Annotated in this window: 18 protein-coding genes and 2 tRNA genes; 13 read left to right on the forward strand and 7 right to left on the reverse strand. The window is 36.8% G+C overall.

Annotated features, from left to right (window positions below; translation table 11 throughout):
• Positions 1 to 19: 19 nt before the first annotated feature.
• From metE to ABR854_RS00935, 4 genes are read left to right on the forward strand one after another with little or no spacing between them, the layout of a single operon-like run.
• The gene (metE, locus tag ABR854_RS00920; protein WP_350263465.1) at positions 20 to 2,308 is read left to right on the forward strand and encodes a 5-methyltetrahydropteroyltriglutamate--homocysteine S-methyltransferase; all 2,289 of its coding nucleotides are present in this window, start codon (positions 20 to 22) and stop codon (positions 2,306 to 2,308) included.
• A gap of 55 nt (positions 2,309 to 2,363) precedes the next feature.
• Entirely contained in the window at positions 2,364 to 2,864 is a 501-nt protein-coding gene (locus ABR854_RS00925) for a PAS domain-containing protein (RefSeq protein ID WP_350263466.1), read from the forward strand.
• Positions 2,865 to 2,885: 21 nt separating this feature from the next.
• Positions 2,886 to 3,602 (forward strand): Dph6-related ATP pyrophosphatase, encoded by a 717-nt coding sequence (locus tag ABR854_RS00930; RefSeq protein ID WP_350263467.1) that lies wholly within the window; start codon positions 2,886 to 2,888, stop codon positions 3,600 to 3,602.
• Entirely contained in the window at positions 3,599 to 3,820 is a 222-nt protein-coding gene (locus ABR854_RS00935; RefSeq protein WP_350263468.1) for a cysteine-rich CWC family protein, read from the forward strand. The genes ABR854_RS00930 and ABR854_RS00935 overlap by 4 nt, the downstream gene beginning before the upstream one ends.
• Here ABR854_RS00935 and ABR854_RS00940 read toward each other — a convergent pair.
• The 3 genes from ABR854_RS00940 to ABR854_RS00950 all read right to left on the reverse strand — a co-directional run bounded on the left by ABR854_RS00940 (position 3,809) and on the right by ABR854_RS00950 (position 7,795).
• Positions 3,809 to 4,171 carry a hypothetical protein gene (locus tag ABR854_RS00940; protein ID WP_350263469.1) on the reverse strand — a complete coding sequence of 121 codons (363 nt, stop codon included), beginning with the start codon at positions 4,169 to 4,171 and terminating at the stop codon, positions 3,809 to 3,811. The two genes, ABR854_RS00935 and ABR854_RS00940, sit on opposite strands and share 12 nt — an antisense overlap.
• Before the next feature lie 105 nt (positions 4,172 to 4,276).
• A complete protein-coding gene (locus ABR854_RS00945; RefSeq protein ID WP_350263470.1) occupies positions 4,277 to 5,209 on the reverse strand; it encodes a sugar phosphate isomerase/epimerase family protein in 933 nt (310 codons plus the stop codon).
• Between the two features lie 90 nt (positions 5,210 to 5,299).
• Positions 5,300 to 7,795 (reverse strand): M14 metallopeptidase family protein, encoded by a 2,496-nt coding sequence (locus ABR854_RS00950; protein ID WP_350263471.1) that lies wholly within the window; start codon positions 7,793 to 7,795, stop codon positions 5,300 to 5,302.
• Positions 7,796 to 8,059: 264 nt separating this feature from the next.
• On the opposite strand from ABR854_RS00950, the gene ABR854_RS00955 reads away from it, so the two are divergent.
• The 6 genes from ABR854_RS00955 to ABR854_RS00980 all read left to right on the forward strand — a co-directional run bounded on the left by ABR854_RS00955 (position 8,060) and on the right by ABR854_RS00980 (position 11,312).
• A tRNA-Glu gene (locus ABR854_RS00955) sits at positions 8,060 to 8,131 on the forward strand.
• A 162-nt stretch (positions 8,132 to 8,293) separates the two neighbouring features.
• Positions 8,294 to 8,365 (forward strand) — tRNA-Glu (locus ABR854_RS00960).
• A gap of 253 nt (positions 8,366 to 8,618) precedes the next feature.
• Positions 8,619 to 9,119: a QcrA and Rieske domain-containing protein gene (locus ABR854_RS00965; protein ID WP_350263472.1), complete on the forward strand. Its 501-nt coding sequence runs from the start codon at positions 8,619 to 8,621 to the stop codon at positions 9,117 to 9,119.
• 359 nt (positions 9,120 to 9,478) lie between these two features.
• Complete coding sequence (locus ABR854_RS00970; protein ID WP_350263473.1) at positions 9,479 to 10,120, forward strand: hypothetical protein; 642 nt, start codon at positions 9,479 to 9,481, stop codon at positions 10,118 to 10,120.
• A 30-nt stretch (positions 10,121 to 10,150) separates the two neighbouring features.
• Complete coding sequence (locus ABR854_RS00975) at positions 10,151 to 10,705, forward strand: YceI family protein (protein WP_350263474.1); 555 nt, start codon at positions 10,151 to 10,153, stop codon at positions 10,703 to 10,705.
• A 58-nt stretch (positions 10,706 to 10,763) separates the two neighbouring features.
• Positions 10,764 to 11,312 carry a YceI family protein gene (locus ABR854_RS00980; protein WP_350263475.1) on the forward strand — a complete coding sequence of 183 codons (549 nt, stop codon included), beginning with the start codon at positions 10,764 to 10,766 and terminating at the stop codon, positions 11,310 to 11,312.
• On the opposite strand, the gene gldD is transcribed toward ABR854_RS00980, so the two are convergent.
• A complete protein-coding gene (gene gldD / locus ABR854_RS00985; protein WP_350263476.1) occupies positions 11,313 to 11,909 on the reverse strand; it encodes a gliding motility lipoprotein GldD in 597 nt (198 codons plus the stop codon).
• Positions 11,910 to 11,922: 13 nt separating this feature from the next.
• A complete protein-coding gene (locus ABR854_RS00990) occupies positions 11,923 to 12,423 on the reverse strand; it encodes a phosphoribosyltransferase family protein (protein WP_350263477.1) in 501 nt (166 codons plus the stop codon).
• Positions 12,424 to 12,637: 214 nt separating this feature from the next.
• Here ABR854_RS00990 and ABR854_RS00995 point away from each other — a divergent pair, with 214 nt between their 5' ends.
• The 3 genes from ABR854_RS00995 to ABR854_RS01005 all read left to right on the forward strand — a co-directional run bounded on the left by ABR854_RS00995 (position 12,638) and on the right by ABR854_RS01005 (position 14,701).
• Positions 12,638 to 13,066 carry a DUF4783 domain-containing protein gene (locus ABR854_RS00995; protein WP_350263478.1) on the forward strand — a complete coding sequence of 143 codons (429 nt, stop codon included), beginning with the start codon at positions 12,638 to 12,640 and terminating at the stop codon, positions 13,064 to 13,066.
• Between the two features lie 302 nt (positions 13,067 to 13,368).
• On the forward strand, positions 13,369 to 13,857 hold the full coding sequence (locus tag ABR854_RS01000) for a YcxB family protein (protein ID WP_350263479.1): 489 nt from the start codon (positions 13,369 to 13,371) through the stop codon (positions 13,855 to 13,857).
• Positions 13,858 to 14,041: 184 nt separating this feature from the next.
• Positions 14,042 to 14,701 carry a hypothetical protein gene (locus tag ABR854_RS01005; RefSeq protein WP_350263480.1) on the forward strand — a complete coding sequence of 220 codons (660 nt, stop codon included), beginning with the start codon at positions 14,042 to 14,044 and terminating at the stop codon, positions 14,699 to 14,701.
• A gap of 86 nt (positions 14,702 to 14,787) precedes the next feature.
• Here the strand turns inward: ABR854_RS01005 and ABR854_RS01010 are convergent, their stop codons facing one another.
• Together ABR854_RS01010 and ABR854_RS01015 are read right to left on the reverse strand one after the other, a co-directional pair.
• Positions 14,788 to 14,973, reverse strand: a complete 186-nt coding sequence (locus ABR854_RS01010) for a hypothetical protein (RefSeq protein WP_064197935.1) — start codon at positions 14,971 to 14,973, stop codon at positions 14,788 to 14,790.
• A gap of 97 nt (positions 14,974 to 15,070) precedes the next feature.
• Entirely contained in the window at positions 15,071 to 17,707 is a 2,637-nt protein-coding gene (locus ABR854_RS01015) for a VPS10 domain-containing protein (protein WP_350263481.1), read from the reverse strand.
• Positions 17,708 to 17,786 lie beyond the last annotated feature (79 nt).

Genomic DNA, 17,786 nt, shown 5'->3' on the forward strand with positions numbered 1-17,786 from the left:
ACTCAAACTCTTTAACAGTATGCTAAAAAACAACCTCGGTTTCCCACGCATCGGAAGCCATCGACAACTCAAAAAAGCCTGTGAATCCTACTGGTCAGGCAAAAGTTCTCTTTCAGAATTACTTGAAGTTGGGAAAAAAATCAGAATCGAAAACTGGAAATTGCAGCGAGAATTGAGCATTGACCTAATTCCAAGCAATGATTTCTCGTTCTATGACCACGTTTTAGACCACAGCTTGATGTTTGGAGTAATTCCTCAACGTTTTGAAGTACTGAAACACTTGCCCGAAGCTGACCAGTACTTTGCAATGGCCAGAGGCTATCAACAAAATGGTTTCGACCTCAAAGCAATGGAAATGACCAAGTGGTTCGATACCAACTATCATTACATTGTACCAGAATTTACTCGTTTTCAGACCTTCAAACTCAACGCCGAAAAAATAATTAATGAGTTTCGAGAAGCAAAAAATGGGGAAATTATTACAAAACCAGTCATTATTGGGCCCGTAAGTTATCTTTTGCTTGGTAAAGAAAAAGAGGAAGGATTCGATAAACTCTCTTTGCTCGACCGACTTCTGCCAGTTTATAGTGATTTAGTCGCCCGCCTCGTTAACGAAGGTGCAGAGTGGATTCAGTTCGACGAGCCATTCTTGGCTTTGGATATTAATTACCAAACCAAAGATGCTTTAAGAGTCGTTTATCAAACCATTCGCAAAGAATTTCCTGCACTCAAAATTTTATTGGCTACTTATTTCGATGGCTTGCAGGAGAATATCCTTGCTGCTTTGAATCTTCCGATTTGTGCATTGCACCTTGATTTGGTCAGATGTCCCGAGCAGTTAGAAGAAATTTTACCCAAAATTCCTAAAGATTTTACATTATCGCTTGGCTTGATTGACGGCCGAAATATCTGGAAAACCGACTATAAAAAAGTTATTCCTATTGTTGAAAAAGCAATAAAAACGTTGGGTACAAATAGAGTGATGCTTGCTCCATCGTGTTCACTTATTCATACGCCGTGTAACTTGGAAAACGAAACAAAAATTTCGGCCGAAATAAAAGATTGGTTGGCTTTTGCTCAACAAAAACTCATCGAAATAACTGAAATTTATGAAGTCGTTGTTAATCAAAACATTGAATGTCTTACCAAAAATCAAGCGTCAATTCAACGACGACAAACTTCGACTTTGATTCACAAATCACACGTAAAAAATAGAGTAAACGATGTTAAACCAAGTGATTTAGATAGAAAAAGCCCATTTTTGGAGCGTCAACGCTTGCAAAAAAGCATTTTAAGTTTACCGCTTTTTCCGACTACAACCATTGGTTCATTTCCACAAACTGACGAAATTCGTGCCATTCGAGCAAAATTTAAGAAGGGCGAAATTTCGGTTGCTCAATACAACGAATTCATTAAACTGCACACACAAAAAGTGGTGGCTTGGCAAGAAGAATTAGGCTTCGATGTGCTGGTTCATGGCGAATTTGAGCGAAATGATATGGTCGAATATTTTGGCGAACTCCTCAGCGGTTTTGTATTTTCTGAAAATGGTTGGGTGCAGAGTTATGGTTCTCGATGTGTGAAACCTCCCATCATTTTTGGCGATATCGAACGAAAAACTGCAATGACAGTAGAATGGAGCAAATACGCTCAGTCGCTGACCCAAAAGCCCATGAAAGGAATGCTTACTGGGCCAATTACGATTTTGCAATGGTCGTTTGTGCGAGATGACCAGCCACGTAGTACAACCATGATGCAGATTGCGTGGGCAATTCGTGACGAAGTGGTTGATTTGGAGAGAGCTGGCATCAAAATCATTCAGATTGATGAAGCTGCTTTGCGTGAGGGGCTTCCGTTGCGTCAAGCCAAACGAGCAGCGTATCTAAAAAATGCCATTGATGCGTTCAGAATTTCGGCCTCGGGTGTGCAAGACGAAACTCAGATTCATACTCACATGTGTTATTCTGAATTTAATGACATTATCGAAAATATTGCCGAAATGGATGCCGATGTGATTACGATTGAAACCTCTCGCTCGCAAATGGAATTGCTCGAAGCATTTGCTAAATTCAATTATCCTAACGAAATTGGGCCAGGTGTATATGATATTCATAGTCCACGGGTGCCAAGTGTAGAAGAAATGGAAGTTTTATTGCTAAAAGCGATGGAGGTTTTACCAGCCGAAAACCTTTGGGTGAACCCCGATTGTGGACTGAAGACCCGTAAATGGCCAGAAACCGAACAGGCACTTAGAAATATGATTGAGGCGGCTCAGCGAGTAAGAGAACGAGTGACTGAATTTGCTTAAATTTCAACTGGTTTGGCTGCACTGGTGGCCAAACCTAACTTTAAAAAATAGATAGATGGATTTTGTTTCGGGATTATCACGACAGAAGAGAACAGGTGCAAATGTGCCTTTGCATAGCTGGGGAATTGCTCATCCGTTGTTGCAAAAGCAAATAGATATTGCCGAAGATTTGAAAAAAATAGAAACCTTGAAAAAGCAGTTTTCTTGGCAGGTAGATTTGCCTTTTCGAGATTTTTTGCTTGAAAACTATTCGATAATTATCACGAATTTAGAACGAGAAATCATTTGGATAAGTCATAATTTTGTGAAACTAACAGGATATTCGGAAGAAGAATTGATTGGTAATAAGCCGATGATGCTGCAAGGAGAAAAAACAGATGAAAAAAGTAGAAATAAAATTCGTGAAAATCTACAAAAATTTGAGTCATTAAAAGCCAAGGTTATCAATTATCGAAAAAACGGAGAAGTTTATAATTGCAACATCGAAATTTTTCCGCTGATGAATGATTCAGGCAACTTTACCCATTTTTTAGCACTTGAAAAAGAGGTTTGCTGAGTAAACGAAAATACACAAATCATGCAGACAAAGTCACCGAAAAAAGCATTGATGAATTGGTCGGGCGGGAAAGACTCTGCTTTGTCGCTTTACCATGTTTTGAAAGATAAAAACTATGATGTTCAGAGTTTGCTAACAACGGTAAACGATGCTTTCGGGCGTGTATCTATGCACGGTGTGCGTGAAGAACTGCTCGACAAACAAGCTGAAAGTATTGGATTGGAATTAGTAAAAGTTCGCCTTTCAGAAACTGTTTCGATGGAAGAATACCATGCCCAAATGGCAGCAATGCTTAGGCCAATGGTAGAAAAAGGTATTGAATACTCGATTTTTGGAGATATTTTCTTAGAAGATTTGCGTCAGCATCGAGAAGAACGTTTGACTATGCTTGGCATGAGAGGTGTTTTTCCAATCTGGAAACGCCCTTCGCTCGAACTTTTGGCTGAGTTTTGGGATTTAGGCTTCAAAACTATTGTAGTGAGTGTCAATGGAAATGTACTGGATAAATCTTTTTGCGGAAAAATCCTCGACCGAGACTTTATCAAAGAACTTCCCGCAAATATAGACCCCTGTGGCGAAAACGGTGAATTTCATACGTTTGTTTACGAAGCACCTTATTTCAAGCAAACAATTGGTTTTGAACTTGGCGAAACCGTTGATAAAACGTATAATTTTAAAGATTCTGACGGAAACGAACACATTTCTACCTACTATTTTACCGATTTATTGCCCAAATGAACAAACACGCACCCGATAGCTGCCCACGCTGTGGAAATATTTTTACGTGTAAGGCAAATAACGCCAGTCGGTGCGACTGCCAAAATACTCGCCTTACATTCGATGAAACGCAGTATATCAGAGAAATAACCGTTTGGGATTTTGATGGAGCGTGTTTGTGTCTTTCGTGTTTGAAAGAACTTCAGCAAGAATACCAAGCCAAGCAATTACTCGCCTAAAACTTCCCAACCATCAGCTTGAGGGTCGTATTTGGCAAATTCGCCCGAATCGGCCAATTCAGACGCCATCATGCCTATTTCAAAAGCATCATCGAAGCTCGAACGCAAGTATAAAGCGTTGGAAGTCAGAATGGCTCTCATGCCTTCAAAATTATCGTTTTTGAAAGTAATGCCTTTTTTATCTTCTTTCGATATTTCAAAATTTTGTTCTAAAAGACGTTCTTTTAAAACCTGAATTTGCTTTTCTGTGAAAGGAATCAGATTTTTATCATTATCGAAAAAATCCTCCGATTCGGCCTCCATTTCGGCCAACATTGTTTTGGCTGTGTAAACTTGAATATTGTAACTCATTATTTTGATGCTGGATGCTTGATGTTTGATATTCGATGTTCGAGGCTTGGGTTTATTTACAAAATCAAAACACCCAACATCGAATATCCATCATCGGACATCGTTTTATATGTATTTTCTCAATAAATCAACACTTTTCTGAACGCCCGATTTAGGGTCTTCTTTTCCTTCAAACTCAATCGAAATATATCCTTGATAATTTACTTTTTTCAAAATATCAACAATGCGTTTGTAATCTAAATCAAGCGAATACCATTCGCCACCACCGTAATAAGTTTTGGCTTGTACGAAGTTGGTTTGTGGGGCAATTTTCTCCAGTTTGTCATAAGGATTTTCTAAGAAATTACCCGTGTCCATCAATAGCCCCAACCACGGCGAATCAATGGCATTTTTGATACGAAGCATTCCTTCGGGAGTTGAGCCAAGTCCCCAGTGGTTTTCGAGAGCCAGCAAAATTCCACATTCTTCGGCTTTTTTCATGCACTGCTGAATACTATCAATGCACCATTTGAAAGCTTCATCTTCGGTGTAGCCCTCAATGGCAGGTTCGATGCCTCGCTTGGCCATAAAATCATCGAAAGATTTGATAGTTCCCCAACGACCCGTATTCAAACGCATACACGGAATCCCCATTTTGTAGGCCAATTCAAGGCAATGAATAGTATGGTCAATGTGTTGTTTCAAAACTGCCTTATCGGGCGAAACAAAACCTTGGTGAATCGACAAACAAGTCATGGCAATTCCATTTACGAAAGCGTGTTTTTTTAGTTTCTGCAAATAAGCATTTTCTTCGCCGTCCATTTGTCGGTGAAGTACATCAATGCCGTCGAGTCCGAGTTTTGCTGCTTCGTCAATTACTTTTTCAATCGGGAATTTATCACCTTTAAAATGCCAATACGAATAACTCGACACACTGAGTTTTATTCGGCTGGCGGTTTTAGTAGTTGGTTGAGGTGTTTCAGCAAAAACTGGACTTGAGAAAGCCGCTGCACCTGCCAATGGCACTGTTTTCAGAAACGAGCGTCGAGTGTTGTTCATAGTTTTATAGAGTTGAGAAGTGAGAAGCGAGATTGGAGATACAAGAATTGAGATTTTTTCATCTCGTATCTCCAATCTCGCATCTCGTGTCTAATTCACAGTAAATAGAGCATTACCAAAAATCAATTTACCCGAATACCAAAAACCTCTGAAAAGTGGAGAATCGGCCATGTAAACAATTTTTCCACGCCCCATTTCTTGCACACCGAAAGTTAGCGTATTTTTCATTTTTTCTTTCGCAATTTTTCCTGCAAAACCAGTTATATGATTGTTTTCTTTGATATACCCTACATTCCAACCATCTTTCATGTAATCATAGTTATAAACATCACGCACGAGTGCATAATAAAAACCATCTGTGCCGTAGCCGAGTGGATGCGTTTTGTCAATTTCTACCTTAAAAATAGCTCCTGGAATTTGCTCCATGATTCCCTCACGCTCACGAGTACCATAGGTTTTGAGTTCGGCTTTATCGTTTGCTGAAGCATCTTTTTTACGTTTCAAAGCATACCCATCTTTATCGGCAAAATAGCCAGTTGCACCTTCGAGAGCAATTACTTTTCCACCGTTTTGAATCCATTTTTTCAAAGCATCGCCATTACCAAAAATTCGGTCATAACTACCATCAGCCAAAACAATTACATCAAGTTGCTCAAGTGGTACTCTTGAAAACGAACTTCCCTCAATTACCGTAATCGGGTATTTGATTTGCTGCTCGAAGAAATGCCAAACTTCGCCAAAAGCCGTTGAAACTACACCATCACCCGCAATCAAAGCAACTCTTGGATTTTTAAGTACATTTACTGAACCAGAACCGAAATCATTTCCGCTCATAACCATGCCTGAAGTAGTGCCTAAAAGATTGATATTAAATTCTTTAGCGGCTGATAAAATCGTTTTATCGAATTTATCTCCCATTCGCTCATTATTGGTGCGAGTAATAATCAACGAACCCGCATCAAATTTTTTACCGTCAATCTCGAACGGATTTTCGTTGAATCTTACTTTGATGCCCGCTGCCAAAACTTTCGATAAAAACTTTACATCTTCAAACGATTTCCATGCTGCTACATACGCATAAGGTTTGCCTTCTATGCTTGCTTGTTTAACGCTTGTCATTTGCGAGTTACCTACTGCTAATTTTTCTTTGGTAGCGAAAGCCTTTAAACCGTAACCATACGCCAACGACCAAGTTGTGAGGTCATAAGTTACCGAGTCTTCGAGGGCTGTTTTGGGTTCAAACAAAATCTTTACAAATGTTCCTTTTGGTTGATAGGTGCTGATAATCAAATCATTAGTTTCTATTTTGAAGCTCTCGTCTTTCAAGCTTTGATAACCAAAACCAGTTGCCGTAGATTCTTTAGCTGCAAAACCATAATTGATTTGGAGTTTATCCAGAAGGCTCGTCAAGGCCTGAACCTTCGCTTCATCACCTTTGGTTTTCATTACAAACGATTTGTAAGTGCCGTAACCATTGGCAGTTTTGTCGGTAAAAAACTTGGTAAATTCATCCACCGTTTTATCAGCACGACTCGAAATAGCTTCCAACGACCCCATACTTGTAGCAAAATGATGCGAAATACGTTGCGTTAGCGTAAGTGTATCGCCATCTTCTTTGGCAATCGCCAAACCAGCAGCACCGCCACCACCTTGCTCATAAGTCATACCGATTGCTCCGTTATACGAAGGATAAGTATCGCCATAGCTTGGATAAAGCAAGTCGTAGTTTTCTTTCGAGAAATATAACCAGTAATTTTTGTCGAAATATTTTTTATTGAATTCGCCCAACGTTTGTTGAAATTCACGTTGCCATTTGCTCAAATCTTCGTGATAAGGTTTTGCTGATGGCGGGAAGTAATACGGTGTATTATAGCCCATTTCGTGAAAATCGGCGTGCAGATGTGGCATCCATTGGTTATAAAGTTTCACTCGTTGTTGCGAAATTTCTTGTGTTTGCCAAGCCCAGTCACGGTTGGGGTCGAAAATATAATGCGAGAAACGTCCACCTGGCCACGGTTCACGGTGTTCGATAGCAAAAGGAGCGGGGTTTCCGCCTTGATTTGCCACACGATTATACCATTGAGCATATCGGTCACGGCCATCAGGGTTGATACACGGGTCGAGGATTACAACTGTATTTTTCAATACGTTTTGAGTAGTTGTATTATTTCTATTCAAAAGCTCATATAAAACCTGCAAAACAGCTTCTGAACTTACGGCTTCATTACCATGTACATTATAACTCAACCAAGCAATGGCAGGAACTTTGCCCGTTGGCTTGCCTTCCATGAGGCCGATACTTTTCAAGTTATTGGTACGAATTTCTTCAATCTTGGCTAAGTTTTCTGGAGAAGCGATTATAGCTACCATCAACGGGCGACCTTCAAATGTCATTCCATAGTCAATGGTTTTGACTTGCGTTGGGTTTTGTGCCGCTACATATCTCACATAATCAACGATGCGGTGATGAAAGCTGAATTTTGTGCCGAGTTTATACCCCAAAAATTCGTCAGGAGTTTTGGTTGTTTGGGCTGATAAGTTTAGAAAACTAAGAAATAAGAAAAAACAATAAGAAATCTTTCTCATTAGACAATGAATGTTTTGAAGTGTTAAGATTCTTCAAAGATAGAGAAGAGAAAAATGATTTGCGAAGGTCAGGCAAAGTATTTCATAAAAATTATGATTATTTTCTTTTTAGCCTTGAAAATATGATGTTTTTGTTTTTATATATGACTTTTGCAAGAATTTTTCTTATTTTAAACTTTTTTTGAAGTGTGCTATTGCACATTAAAATTATTGCCGTACTTTTGCACCACAATTCGCTAACGCAGACGATAAATGGAACCAGTCGGCCCTATCGTCTAGCGGTTAGGACAAGTCCCTTTCACGGATTAAACCGGGGTTCGATTCCCCGTAGGGTCACGAAATCGCTGCGATTTGACGAATTTATGCTCAATAATCACTGATTATTGAGCATTTTGCTTTTTATGCAGGGGTACTACATTTTAGGTCATTGTAATTTGAAATATTTATTGTACTTTTGCACCACGATTTACAATCGCAGACGATAATATGGAACCAGTCGGCCCTATCGTCTAGCGGTTAGGACAAGTCCCTTTCACGGATTAAACCGGGGTTCGATTCCCCGTAGGGTCACGAAGTCGCTGCGATTAAAAAATCGTTAACGCCTGATAATTTTCTAATTATCGGGCGTTTTCTTTTAATGCTATCTTCAATTTCACTCCTTCTTAAATTTTTATAAAAAAGTTTTCATCACTTCTGCAACCTTGCTTGATCTATTCTCGTATCTGACAATAAACAAAGAGAATTCTTTTATAATGGCCATTAAAGAAGATACATCTATTATTTCAATCGAGTCTAAAATTTATCTAAAAATTATTTTTAGTTTATGGAAACATCACAATTAAGTAGAGGACAATTTTTGAAGCAACTTGGAATGAGTAGTGCGGCTTTAATGTCGTTTTATTGTCTGGGTACAGGGCTTACATCTTGCTCAAGTAGCTCAGATGACCCCACACCAAGCCCTACAACTGGTGGTGGAACAAACACAAATTCAGGTGTAACAGGGACTACATCGGGAGCAATTGATTTTACAATAGATTTGACTAATTCTAATTTTGTGAAATTAAAAACTGAAGGTGAATTTACTTATGTAGGTGACATCATTATTGCCAATGCCAAAGGTACTTTTGTAGCTTTATCAAAAGTTTGTACACATCAAGGTACTACTATCAATTATAGAAGTGGTACAAACGATTTTCTTTGTCCGAATCATGGGTCGCAATTTAAGACCGACGGAACTGTATCGAAAGACCCAGCCACAAAAGCTCTTGCTGTGTATAAGACTGAACTTTTAAATAGCGGAAATTCCTTAAAAATCAAAGCTTAATACCCTTTTCTAAATTTCTCAACAAATTATGTATAAATTTTAAAAAACATAAATCCATTGTTTTTAATTTTACGTATATATAAGGAGTAATTATAGAAATTGATTACCGTAAACTGATAAATTTATTTTAAAGATATCTAAGTCTGTACCATTATATTGGGTTACAGCATAGTTTACCCTAGTCATTTCTTTAGTTATTTATGTAAATTGGAAAATTACATAAACAAAGTTTTAAGTGTTTTTCAAATACATATAGTAATTATTGTTTAGGGGTATGTGTTTTGATGAATAAAGGAAGCCAAATTTTTTGGCTTTCTTTTTATATTTCTTTTCTAAACTTTTATACCTTATTAATTATCATGAAGAAAATTCTTGTATTGCTGTTATTCGTATCTTCTACAATTATAAATCAAGCTCTTGCCCAGACCGATGCCGATAGTCTTTTAAACGATTTGGATGCAGGAACTGCAAAAACGGAATTACTGCCCAAACGAATGCTTTTATCTCAAAGGCTTTTTTGGGGTGAGCATGGGCTATATCGAAGAACTGGAATTGCTCCGAAGTTAACACTCGAAAATCGTGAGCGAGAATTAAAGATTCGTAGAAATATGTTTAAAATCCATCAAACACTGGGTTTTATTACAGCAGCGGGTATGATTACACAAGGAATTTTAGGCTCTCGTTTGTATAAAAATGAAACATACAGTGATAAACTTAAGAAGACTCACGGAGCAGTAGCAACAGGTGTAAATATTGGCTATGCAACAACAGCTTTAATGGCCTTTACAGCCCCTCCTGCGATGCTAAACAGAAAAGGTATCAGCAATATTAAGGTTCATAGATATTTGTCTTATGTGCATCTTTCTGCTATGATTGCTACCAATGTCTTAGGTCCTCGAATTAGTGATAATTATAAATTAAAGCCTTATCACCGTGCCGCTGCTTATACCGCAGTTGGAGGCTATTTAGCCGCAATCGCAATGATTAAATTTGAGTTTTAGACTCAACTCTCACATTTTTGATACTAATCAATGAAACTAACATATAGTTGCCTTGTTTTGTCGCTGATTTCTTTTTTTGGAGTCGCACAGCAACAAGATGTAAGTAAGATATTTGCCGATAAAAGTGTTTCAAAGGTAATTTATGCCATGAAACATCCAATGCACGATTGGGAGGGTGTCTCGAAAGACGTAAATGCCGTGATAGTTTATAATAAAGCAACCAAGAGCGTTGATCAAGTGGTGGTTTCGCTTAAAGTAGAGTCGTTTGATAGTGGAAATTCTAACCGTGACTCACACGCATTGGAGGTATTAGAAGGTTTAAAGTTTTCGAAAGTGACTTTTGTTAGTACAAAAATCAAACCTAATGGAAATGCCCTTAGCATTGACGGAAACCTTACTTTCCATGGCGTTACGAAGCCAATTACGATTACTGTAAACCGAAATGATGTTGCCAATAAGATAGCTTTTGATGGTAAATTTGATGTATTATTGTCTGATTATAAGGTAGATAGGCCTTCGCTCTTTGGCGTAAAAACTGAAGATTTTATCAATTTAAAGTTTAATTTGAGTTTCAATATAAAGTGAGGAAATGGCGAATTTACTTCTGTTATTCCGATTTTAAAATAAACATTAAAGAACTGCAATGAAAACGCTCTCAAGAATCCTCGTAGCTATTTTACTTCCATTAATGGCTTTTTCACAGCAAGATTTGACTAAGATTTTTGCCGATAAAAGTGTTTCGACGATTACTTACGAAATGAAACACCCCATGCATGATTGGGAGGCTGTCTGTAAAGATGTAAATGCGATAGTAGTCTATAATAAAGCAACGAAAGGAATTGAACAGGTAGCGGTATCGTTAAAAGTACAATCATTTGATAGTGGTAATCCGAATCGAGATTCACATGCTTTAGAGGTTTTAGAAGCTCTAAAATACCCGAAGGTAACGTTTGTTAGTACAAAAATAAAGGCCGTAGCTGAGATGCTAACCGTGGAAGGGAATCTGACGTTTCATGGGATAACAAAGCCAATGACAATTATAGCTTCTCGTGAAGATTTTATAAATAAATTGGTCTTTGAAGGTAAATTTGATGTGTCGCTCACTGATTATAAAGTTGAGCGACCATCATTATTTGGCATGAAGACCGACGATATGCTACACTTTAAGTTTAAATTTATCTATAAGTTGTAGTTATTGCCATTTAAGCGTTTCAAGAATATGTCTTGAGTCAATTTTGACGTAATCAATGATTGGCTTCAGTGAATCATTTTCAGTTGCTGTCATCAAATATACCGCTCCTCTGAGGTAATGTTTGGTGCTATCAGTCACAAAAAACTGGTAAGGACTTGGCACTTCGCCTTCTAATTCAAAAATAACTGCTCGTTTTCCACTTTTCGTAGTCAAAATCTTGTCTGTTATCGAATAAGCTTTTTTATCGTGGTTAAATGCCAATTTTGCTGCATCCCCCATCATGTTTTGCAATCTGCCGAGGTCATTTTTGACGGGCTTGTATGTAAACTGGATACGAGTATTGAGTTTTGGATAATAAACAATTATCCAATGCGGTTCGGCTTTTTTGAAAGTATCAAGCTGAATAATTGCTTCCTTTGAGTACTCAAAGGTATAGGGATGTTCGTTCGGTAAGGTTTGATATTGATGCGGAGGCAAATCAATTCGATTAAATCCCCGAGGTTTTGGCGAATATTCTTGGTCTGAGTTTTTGCAGCTTCCGAGCCAAATGCCAACAATCATAACAACTACTACTTTCAAAACCTGTATTTGGTGCATAGAATACTTTTTCTTAATAAATATAAACTCCTGTTTTTTCTTCGTCGCTCAAAATTACCTGAATATGCTCATTGAGGGTTGTTGAAAGCGAATATCCAACATAATCTGCCGCCATCGGAAAATTAGGATGGTTGCGGTCAACGATTACGGCAACTTGTAATTTTTTGATTGGAATACTCAAAAACGGACGCAAACTAAATGCCAAAGTTTTCCCTGTATTGAGTACATCATCACATAAAACGATGTTTTTATTGCGAAAAGTATCTACTTTACTTTCAATATTTATTTCTGGTTGTTCGGTTGCTTGCTTGTCAAAAGATACACGTGCGATGCTAACATCAATTGCTGAGATTTGTTTCAATTCTTTCACTAAGATTTCGGCAAAAGTGTAGCCTTCTCCATTGATTCCTGCAATAATTATCGAGGATTCTTCAAAGTTTTGTTCATAAACTTGATAGGCAATTCTACGAATTTTTTGAAGAGTTTGGGTCTTATTTAATAACTGATTTGACATAAAATAAACTTTTTATACTTGATTTATTGTGCCTAAGATTTAAAAACAAAATAATTGGTTTGAATTTTGATACTACTACTTTGAAGCTCTTTTGGACTGATCCAATGCGAAAAAACGTATCCGTTTAGTAATTTTTTGGCATAGTTTGTGCAAATGACTTTAGTAAATAATATTAACGAACAAAGATAGTCAAAACTTAATCATTATGAAGTTCATGAAATACTTAATGTCAGCAATCGTTTTCATTTTTCTTACGAGTGCCACACGTCCAAATGATGATGACACCAAGAGAAGAAGAGAGGATAATGAGCTGGCTGACAGAATCAGGATGTCGTTTAGAGGTGGAAACCCTCGAATGTTGGCAAGTTGTCTAAACCAGCAAGTTGAACTGGTGATAGATTCAGAAAAAATCGACTTCCAAAAAATTTCAGCACAACAAGCAGAGCAGATTTTTAAATCGTTCTTTCAAAAAAATCCCCCATTAGCATTTCAGTATGTTTATCAGGGAGCATCAAACGCTGACCTTCGTTACAGTGTAGGCACGTATCGCAGTCGAAACAAAGATTTCTTGGTTTATATCTTGGTTCGTCGTGCTGATGCCAATAAATATGTGATTGATACGATTCAGTTTAGAGAGGGGTGATATTGCTCTACTTACGAATTTTATAGATACTTATGACAAAATAATAGGAAAGGCTCTGAAATTGTCAGAGCCTTTTTCTATTTTTGTGTTTTCAAATCATAAGTGAGTGTTTATGCATAATGATCAATGTTAAATGCTTGATGTTTAATTTGCTGATAGAAAGGAGATTATGTTGTGTTGATGCTTTAAAAACAAGGCAAACAAACTGAAAATGATTTCTTGGAATTAAAAAAATAAGGAGAATATCAAAAATTTGACAGATATTGAAGCACCGATTGAGTATTTAATGACAATAAAATAAGATGATAGTAAAAACTAAAAAATTTGCCTTAGACCCCAAAGAATATGTGAGTATTTCGTTTAAGCGTCACATGAAAAACGAATGGAAATGGTTGTTGATTCCAGCGGCTATTTTTTTATTGGGTTTGGTTCTTCATTTCTCGGGAGCATACAAAAACTGGTGGATTCCAGTAGTATCCGTAGTGGGTGGTGGTCTTTATGTGTTGTTTTGGTATGCACAATTTTATGCGGCCTCACAAATGGAGCAAAACAAACAAATGTTCGACAAGTTTATGTACGAGATTGATAGCCGCCAAATTTTAGTTAAAATCAATCAAAAAGAAGGTGGAATTATGAAATGGGAAAGTATTCAGTCGGCAGAACGAATGGCTGATGCTTTTTTATTAATCATCGGTAAAGGTCAATTTTTACGCTTTCCATTTACAGTTTTTAATAGTGAGCATGATTTGAAATTATTTGAATCAATCTTGAAACGTAAAGAACTCCTATAAATTATTAACTATAAGGTATTTAGAATATAAAAAAATAAACTAAATACCTTTTAATTAGCTCATGAATGCTAAACGTCGTGTATTGATTGACGTTTGTCAAGTGTTAGTAGTAGCCTAACAATTTTATAAGTAATAATATTCATTAAGCTGCTTGTTTTTCGCTTAATTTTCTTATTATTACATAATGAATATAAGAAATGTACTCTTCGATTATGATGAGTATATTGTTACTGACATGAAGAAAGCTTTCCTTTTGCTGTATTATGGTTTTATTCCTGCTTTATTTTTCTTCGATTTCTTTCAAGAGCGAGATATCATGAAAAAAATAGGAGGATTAGAATTGTTTTTAAATATAATTCTGGTTTTTTATACCATTCAATATAAGAATAAGAAAGCAAAATTTGATCTGGTTGATTTGTATTTAATTGAAGCTCTACTTTTTACAGCAACTGGTGGGCTCCTTCTCCTATTTTTTAAAGACTTTCAATTATTGATGTTTATCAACACAGTTGGGTTTTACCTAACCCAATTTATGTATATCAACATTTTTAGAAATGAAGGTAGTTTTTTACCCGCTTTTTCTTCAGTAATCAAAGACTGGAAAATAATTATACTTACAATTCTATTTTTTTTAGGTTTAGCTTATTTTCTGATTACTTATACACCTAATAGTCTTCTTGTAATAAGTTTTGTTTATTCTACCCAAATGATGGTGCTTTGTTGGATGGCTTATTTTCGACCAATACCGTCTAAAGCATTTTTTATGGGTTTTGCAGGGGTTTTCTTATTGGTTATGTCTAATCTGTGGTTAGCCTTCAATTTATTGTATCGACATTTCAGCTAAGGAATAGGTATATATTTTGTGCTTTATGCGACCTCGCAATTTTTGCTCGTTGAGAGTATTCTGTATAATCAAAATCTGAATAAAAATTAGCTTGCCATTAGATAATCAATCGTGGCTAAGTCAATGGCTTCTTCAACATTCATTCCTTCTCGGAGATAATTTAGAGAAGTGCGTAAATAAATCAACTCATCTTGGAGATTTGGTCTTACTCCAGTGGTTTTTTCGAGTATTTGCTCGATGTATTCGGTCGGAATTTGGATATACTCTTGCATCGTTTTTGTAGTTTGAATAGTGCTGTATTTTAACTACAATATCAATGCCAATGCTTGATTTGGGTAATTATACTTATCAAGAGGATATGAAATGGATTTAATTAACGCCCATTTTTATAACTTTGCTAAAATTGCCAGATGAAAGTCTAATGAAGTAAATACCTGACTGTAAGTTTTTTACTTCAAAATTTTTGCCAAATTTTAAAGCTTTAAGCTGTAAATTTTCTTCATATCTAATTCTCCCCAGAATATCAATAATTTGTATTTTTTCAATCTCATTGTAGTTGGCTTGAAGAGTAAAAATACCATTATTCGGATTGGGAGAAAGGATAACTTCCATCTCATAAAAATCAGTTGATTGCGGAGACTTTTCGTTGAGTAAATCCGTTACCCAAATACCTCGACCAAAGGTAGCTGCATAAAGCTTTTTGGTTTCGGTATTTATTTCGAGTTCATGAACAATTACGTTGGGTAAATTACCCAATAATGGTTTCCATTCTTTTGTACCTTCAACCATGTAATAAACCCCAATATCCATACCTACATATAGAATATCAGTTTCGTCATCTGATTGATAAACAATGGTATTTGCGGGAATATTTGGCAAATTATAGCTAATATTCTCCCAATTTTTCCCACCATTACTCGAATAGAAAACTTTCTTGTTTTCTTCAAAATTACTTAAAGTAGCCCAAATACGTTCGGGATGATTATCATCTACTGTAAGATAAGTTATGTAAGAATCTTTGTAAATGTCATTGGTGATATTTTCCCAAAATGCACCATTATTAACAGTTCGCCAAAGCTCTGCCGACTGTTTTTGGATTGGCGTTGCTTTCTTTGCTATATAAATAATGTTGGCATCAGATTTCGGGACAGCCAAAGCCGTTGAAACTTGTGGATAGCGAGTTGTGCCGTAAATTCTGAAATTTGATATGGTTTTGAGTTGAGACCTATCCTGAGCGATGTCTAATTTATGTACATTTCCGCCCGCAATAATTACTTGATTACTCTTTTCATTAATCACAAATGGGGTTGTCCATTCTCCAGTATCGTTATTGGTAGCTGGTGGAAATACAGGAATCTGCCTTTTTCGACTATCATTAAGGTCAAAAAAACTAATAAAACCATATTGAGAAGAACCATAAATATAGTTTTTACTGAAAGCACCTTCCATTCCATCACCATCAAATTCGTTTGTCCATGGTTTTTCGTCTTGCATCAAAAACATATTATTATCTTGAGCTCCTGTCAGAATTTTTTTGCCATCTGACGAAAGGCCAAGTCGATAACACGACGTTGCATTTACACCTGTCGATACGAATTTCCAAGATAGGTTGGCAATCGTACTGGCAATGATTTCTTTGGTGGCGTAAACTCCTCCATCATTACACAAATAAATAGTTTTGTTAAGTGGATTATAGCCAAAAGCGTGCTGGTCAGGGTGAATAGTGTAATAACCCGTAGCTTGACGCCATGTGGTGCCGCCATCGTTTGTTTCGTTCAGTATTAAGCCTCCAACATAGATGGTTTGTGGTTTAGTAGGATGCACCATAATACACAAGTCATAAAAACCTTGTCCACCAGTTGAATTATAAGAAGTAGAAAGAAGGTTGCCTCGAAAGGCTGATTTTTGCCAAGTGTCTCCATTATCAGAACTAAGATAAAAGCCTTCAAAACCATTATTGACATCACAGCTTACGGCATAGATGAGGTTAGGATTTGTTGGTGAAATAGCTACCTCTACTCGTTGCACATTTGTTTTACCGATGCCTGTTGACAAATATCGCCAAGTATTTCCTGCATCTTCTGACTTCCATATTCCAGCTTCTCCTTGCTTGGTACTTGCCACATAAACGGCAGAAGCAAAAAGAATATTTGAGTTGGTAGGATGCTGCACGAGTGCAGATGTCATTTTATCTAAGACTTTATTCGACCATGATTCTCCACCATCAAACGATTTGAAAATACCTTTTGTACCAACTACTATAACCTCCTTAGAATTTTGTGGATTTACCCAAATAGTTCGAGTAATTGAGTTAATACCTTCTGAGAGTTGGTTTTTTAGTCCAGTTTGTTGCCAAGTTTGGCCTCCATTAATACTCTTCCAAACACCGATACCGTAGTAAGTATTCCGTTTTCGGTCGGCAGTGTAAAGGTCATAGCCAATATAGGCGAAATCAGCCAATGAAATGTAGATAATTTCAGGATTATTGGGGTCAAGAGTAATACCACTGATTCTTAAAATAGGTAAATTATCGCCCAGTGGCGTATATGATTCTCCACCATTGGTAGTTTTCCAAATTCCTCCTTGACCAAAACCGATATAGAAAGTTAAACTATCTTTTGGGTGAAATGCAATACAGTTTACTCGGCCAATGCCGAATAGTTCTTGGCTACCATAAGGCCCAGAAGGAATCCAAGAAGATGTTTTTTTGCGTGAACTTCTGTCGTTTTTTCTAAGATTTTCAATATTTTGATTAGTACTGAGTAAAACTTCATTTGACGGCATTGAGCCTGTTGTATCAATTCTTCTTAGAAGTTCATGTTCGTAGCGAGCCATCCATTTCCATCCACGAGTACTTTTAGGTTGTTGAAAGAGCCAATCTCTAAACTTCTCTTCGTGTTGAAAAAGGTTCTTCGATTCGTCTAAACTCGGAACCCCCTCAGGAAGCGTCTGAGCCATTAAAGCGAAGCTAATAGAAAAAAAGAATAACGTAAAGGCTCTTTTCATAAAAAAGAAAAATTAAGTAAGCATCAGTCAAAAGGTTCCATCAATATCGGGAATATTTTGATAATTTTAATGTAAATGT

Source organism: Emticicia sp. W12TSBA100-4 (assembly GCF_040253585.1).
In the GTDB taxonomy this organism is placed as follows: Bacteria; Bacteroidota; Bacteroidia; order Cytophagales; family Spirosomataceae; genus Emticicia.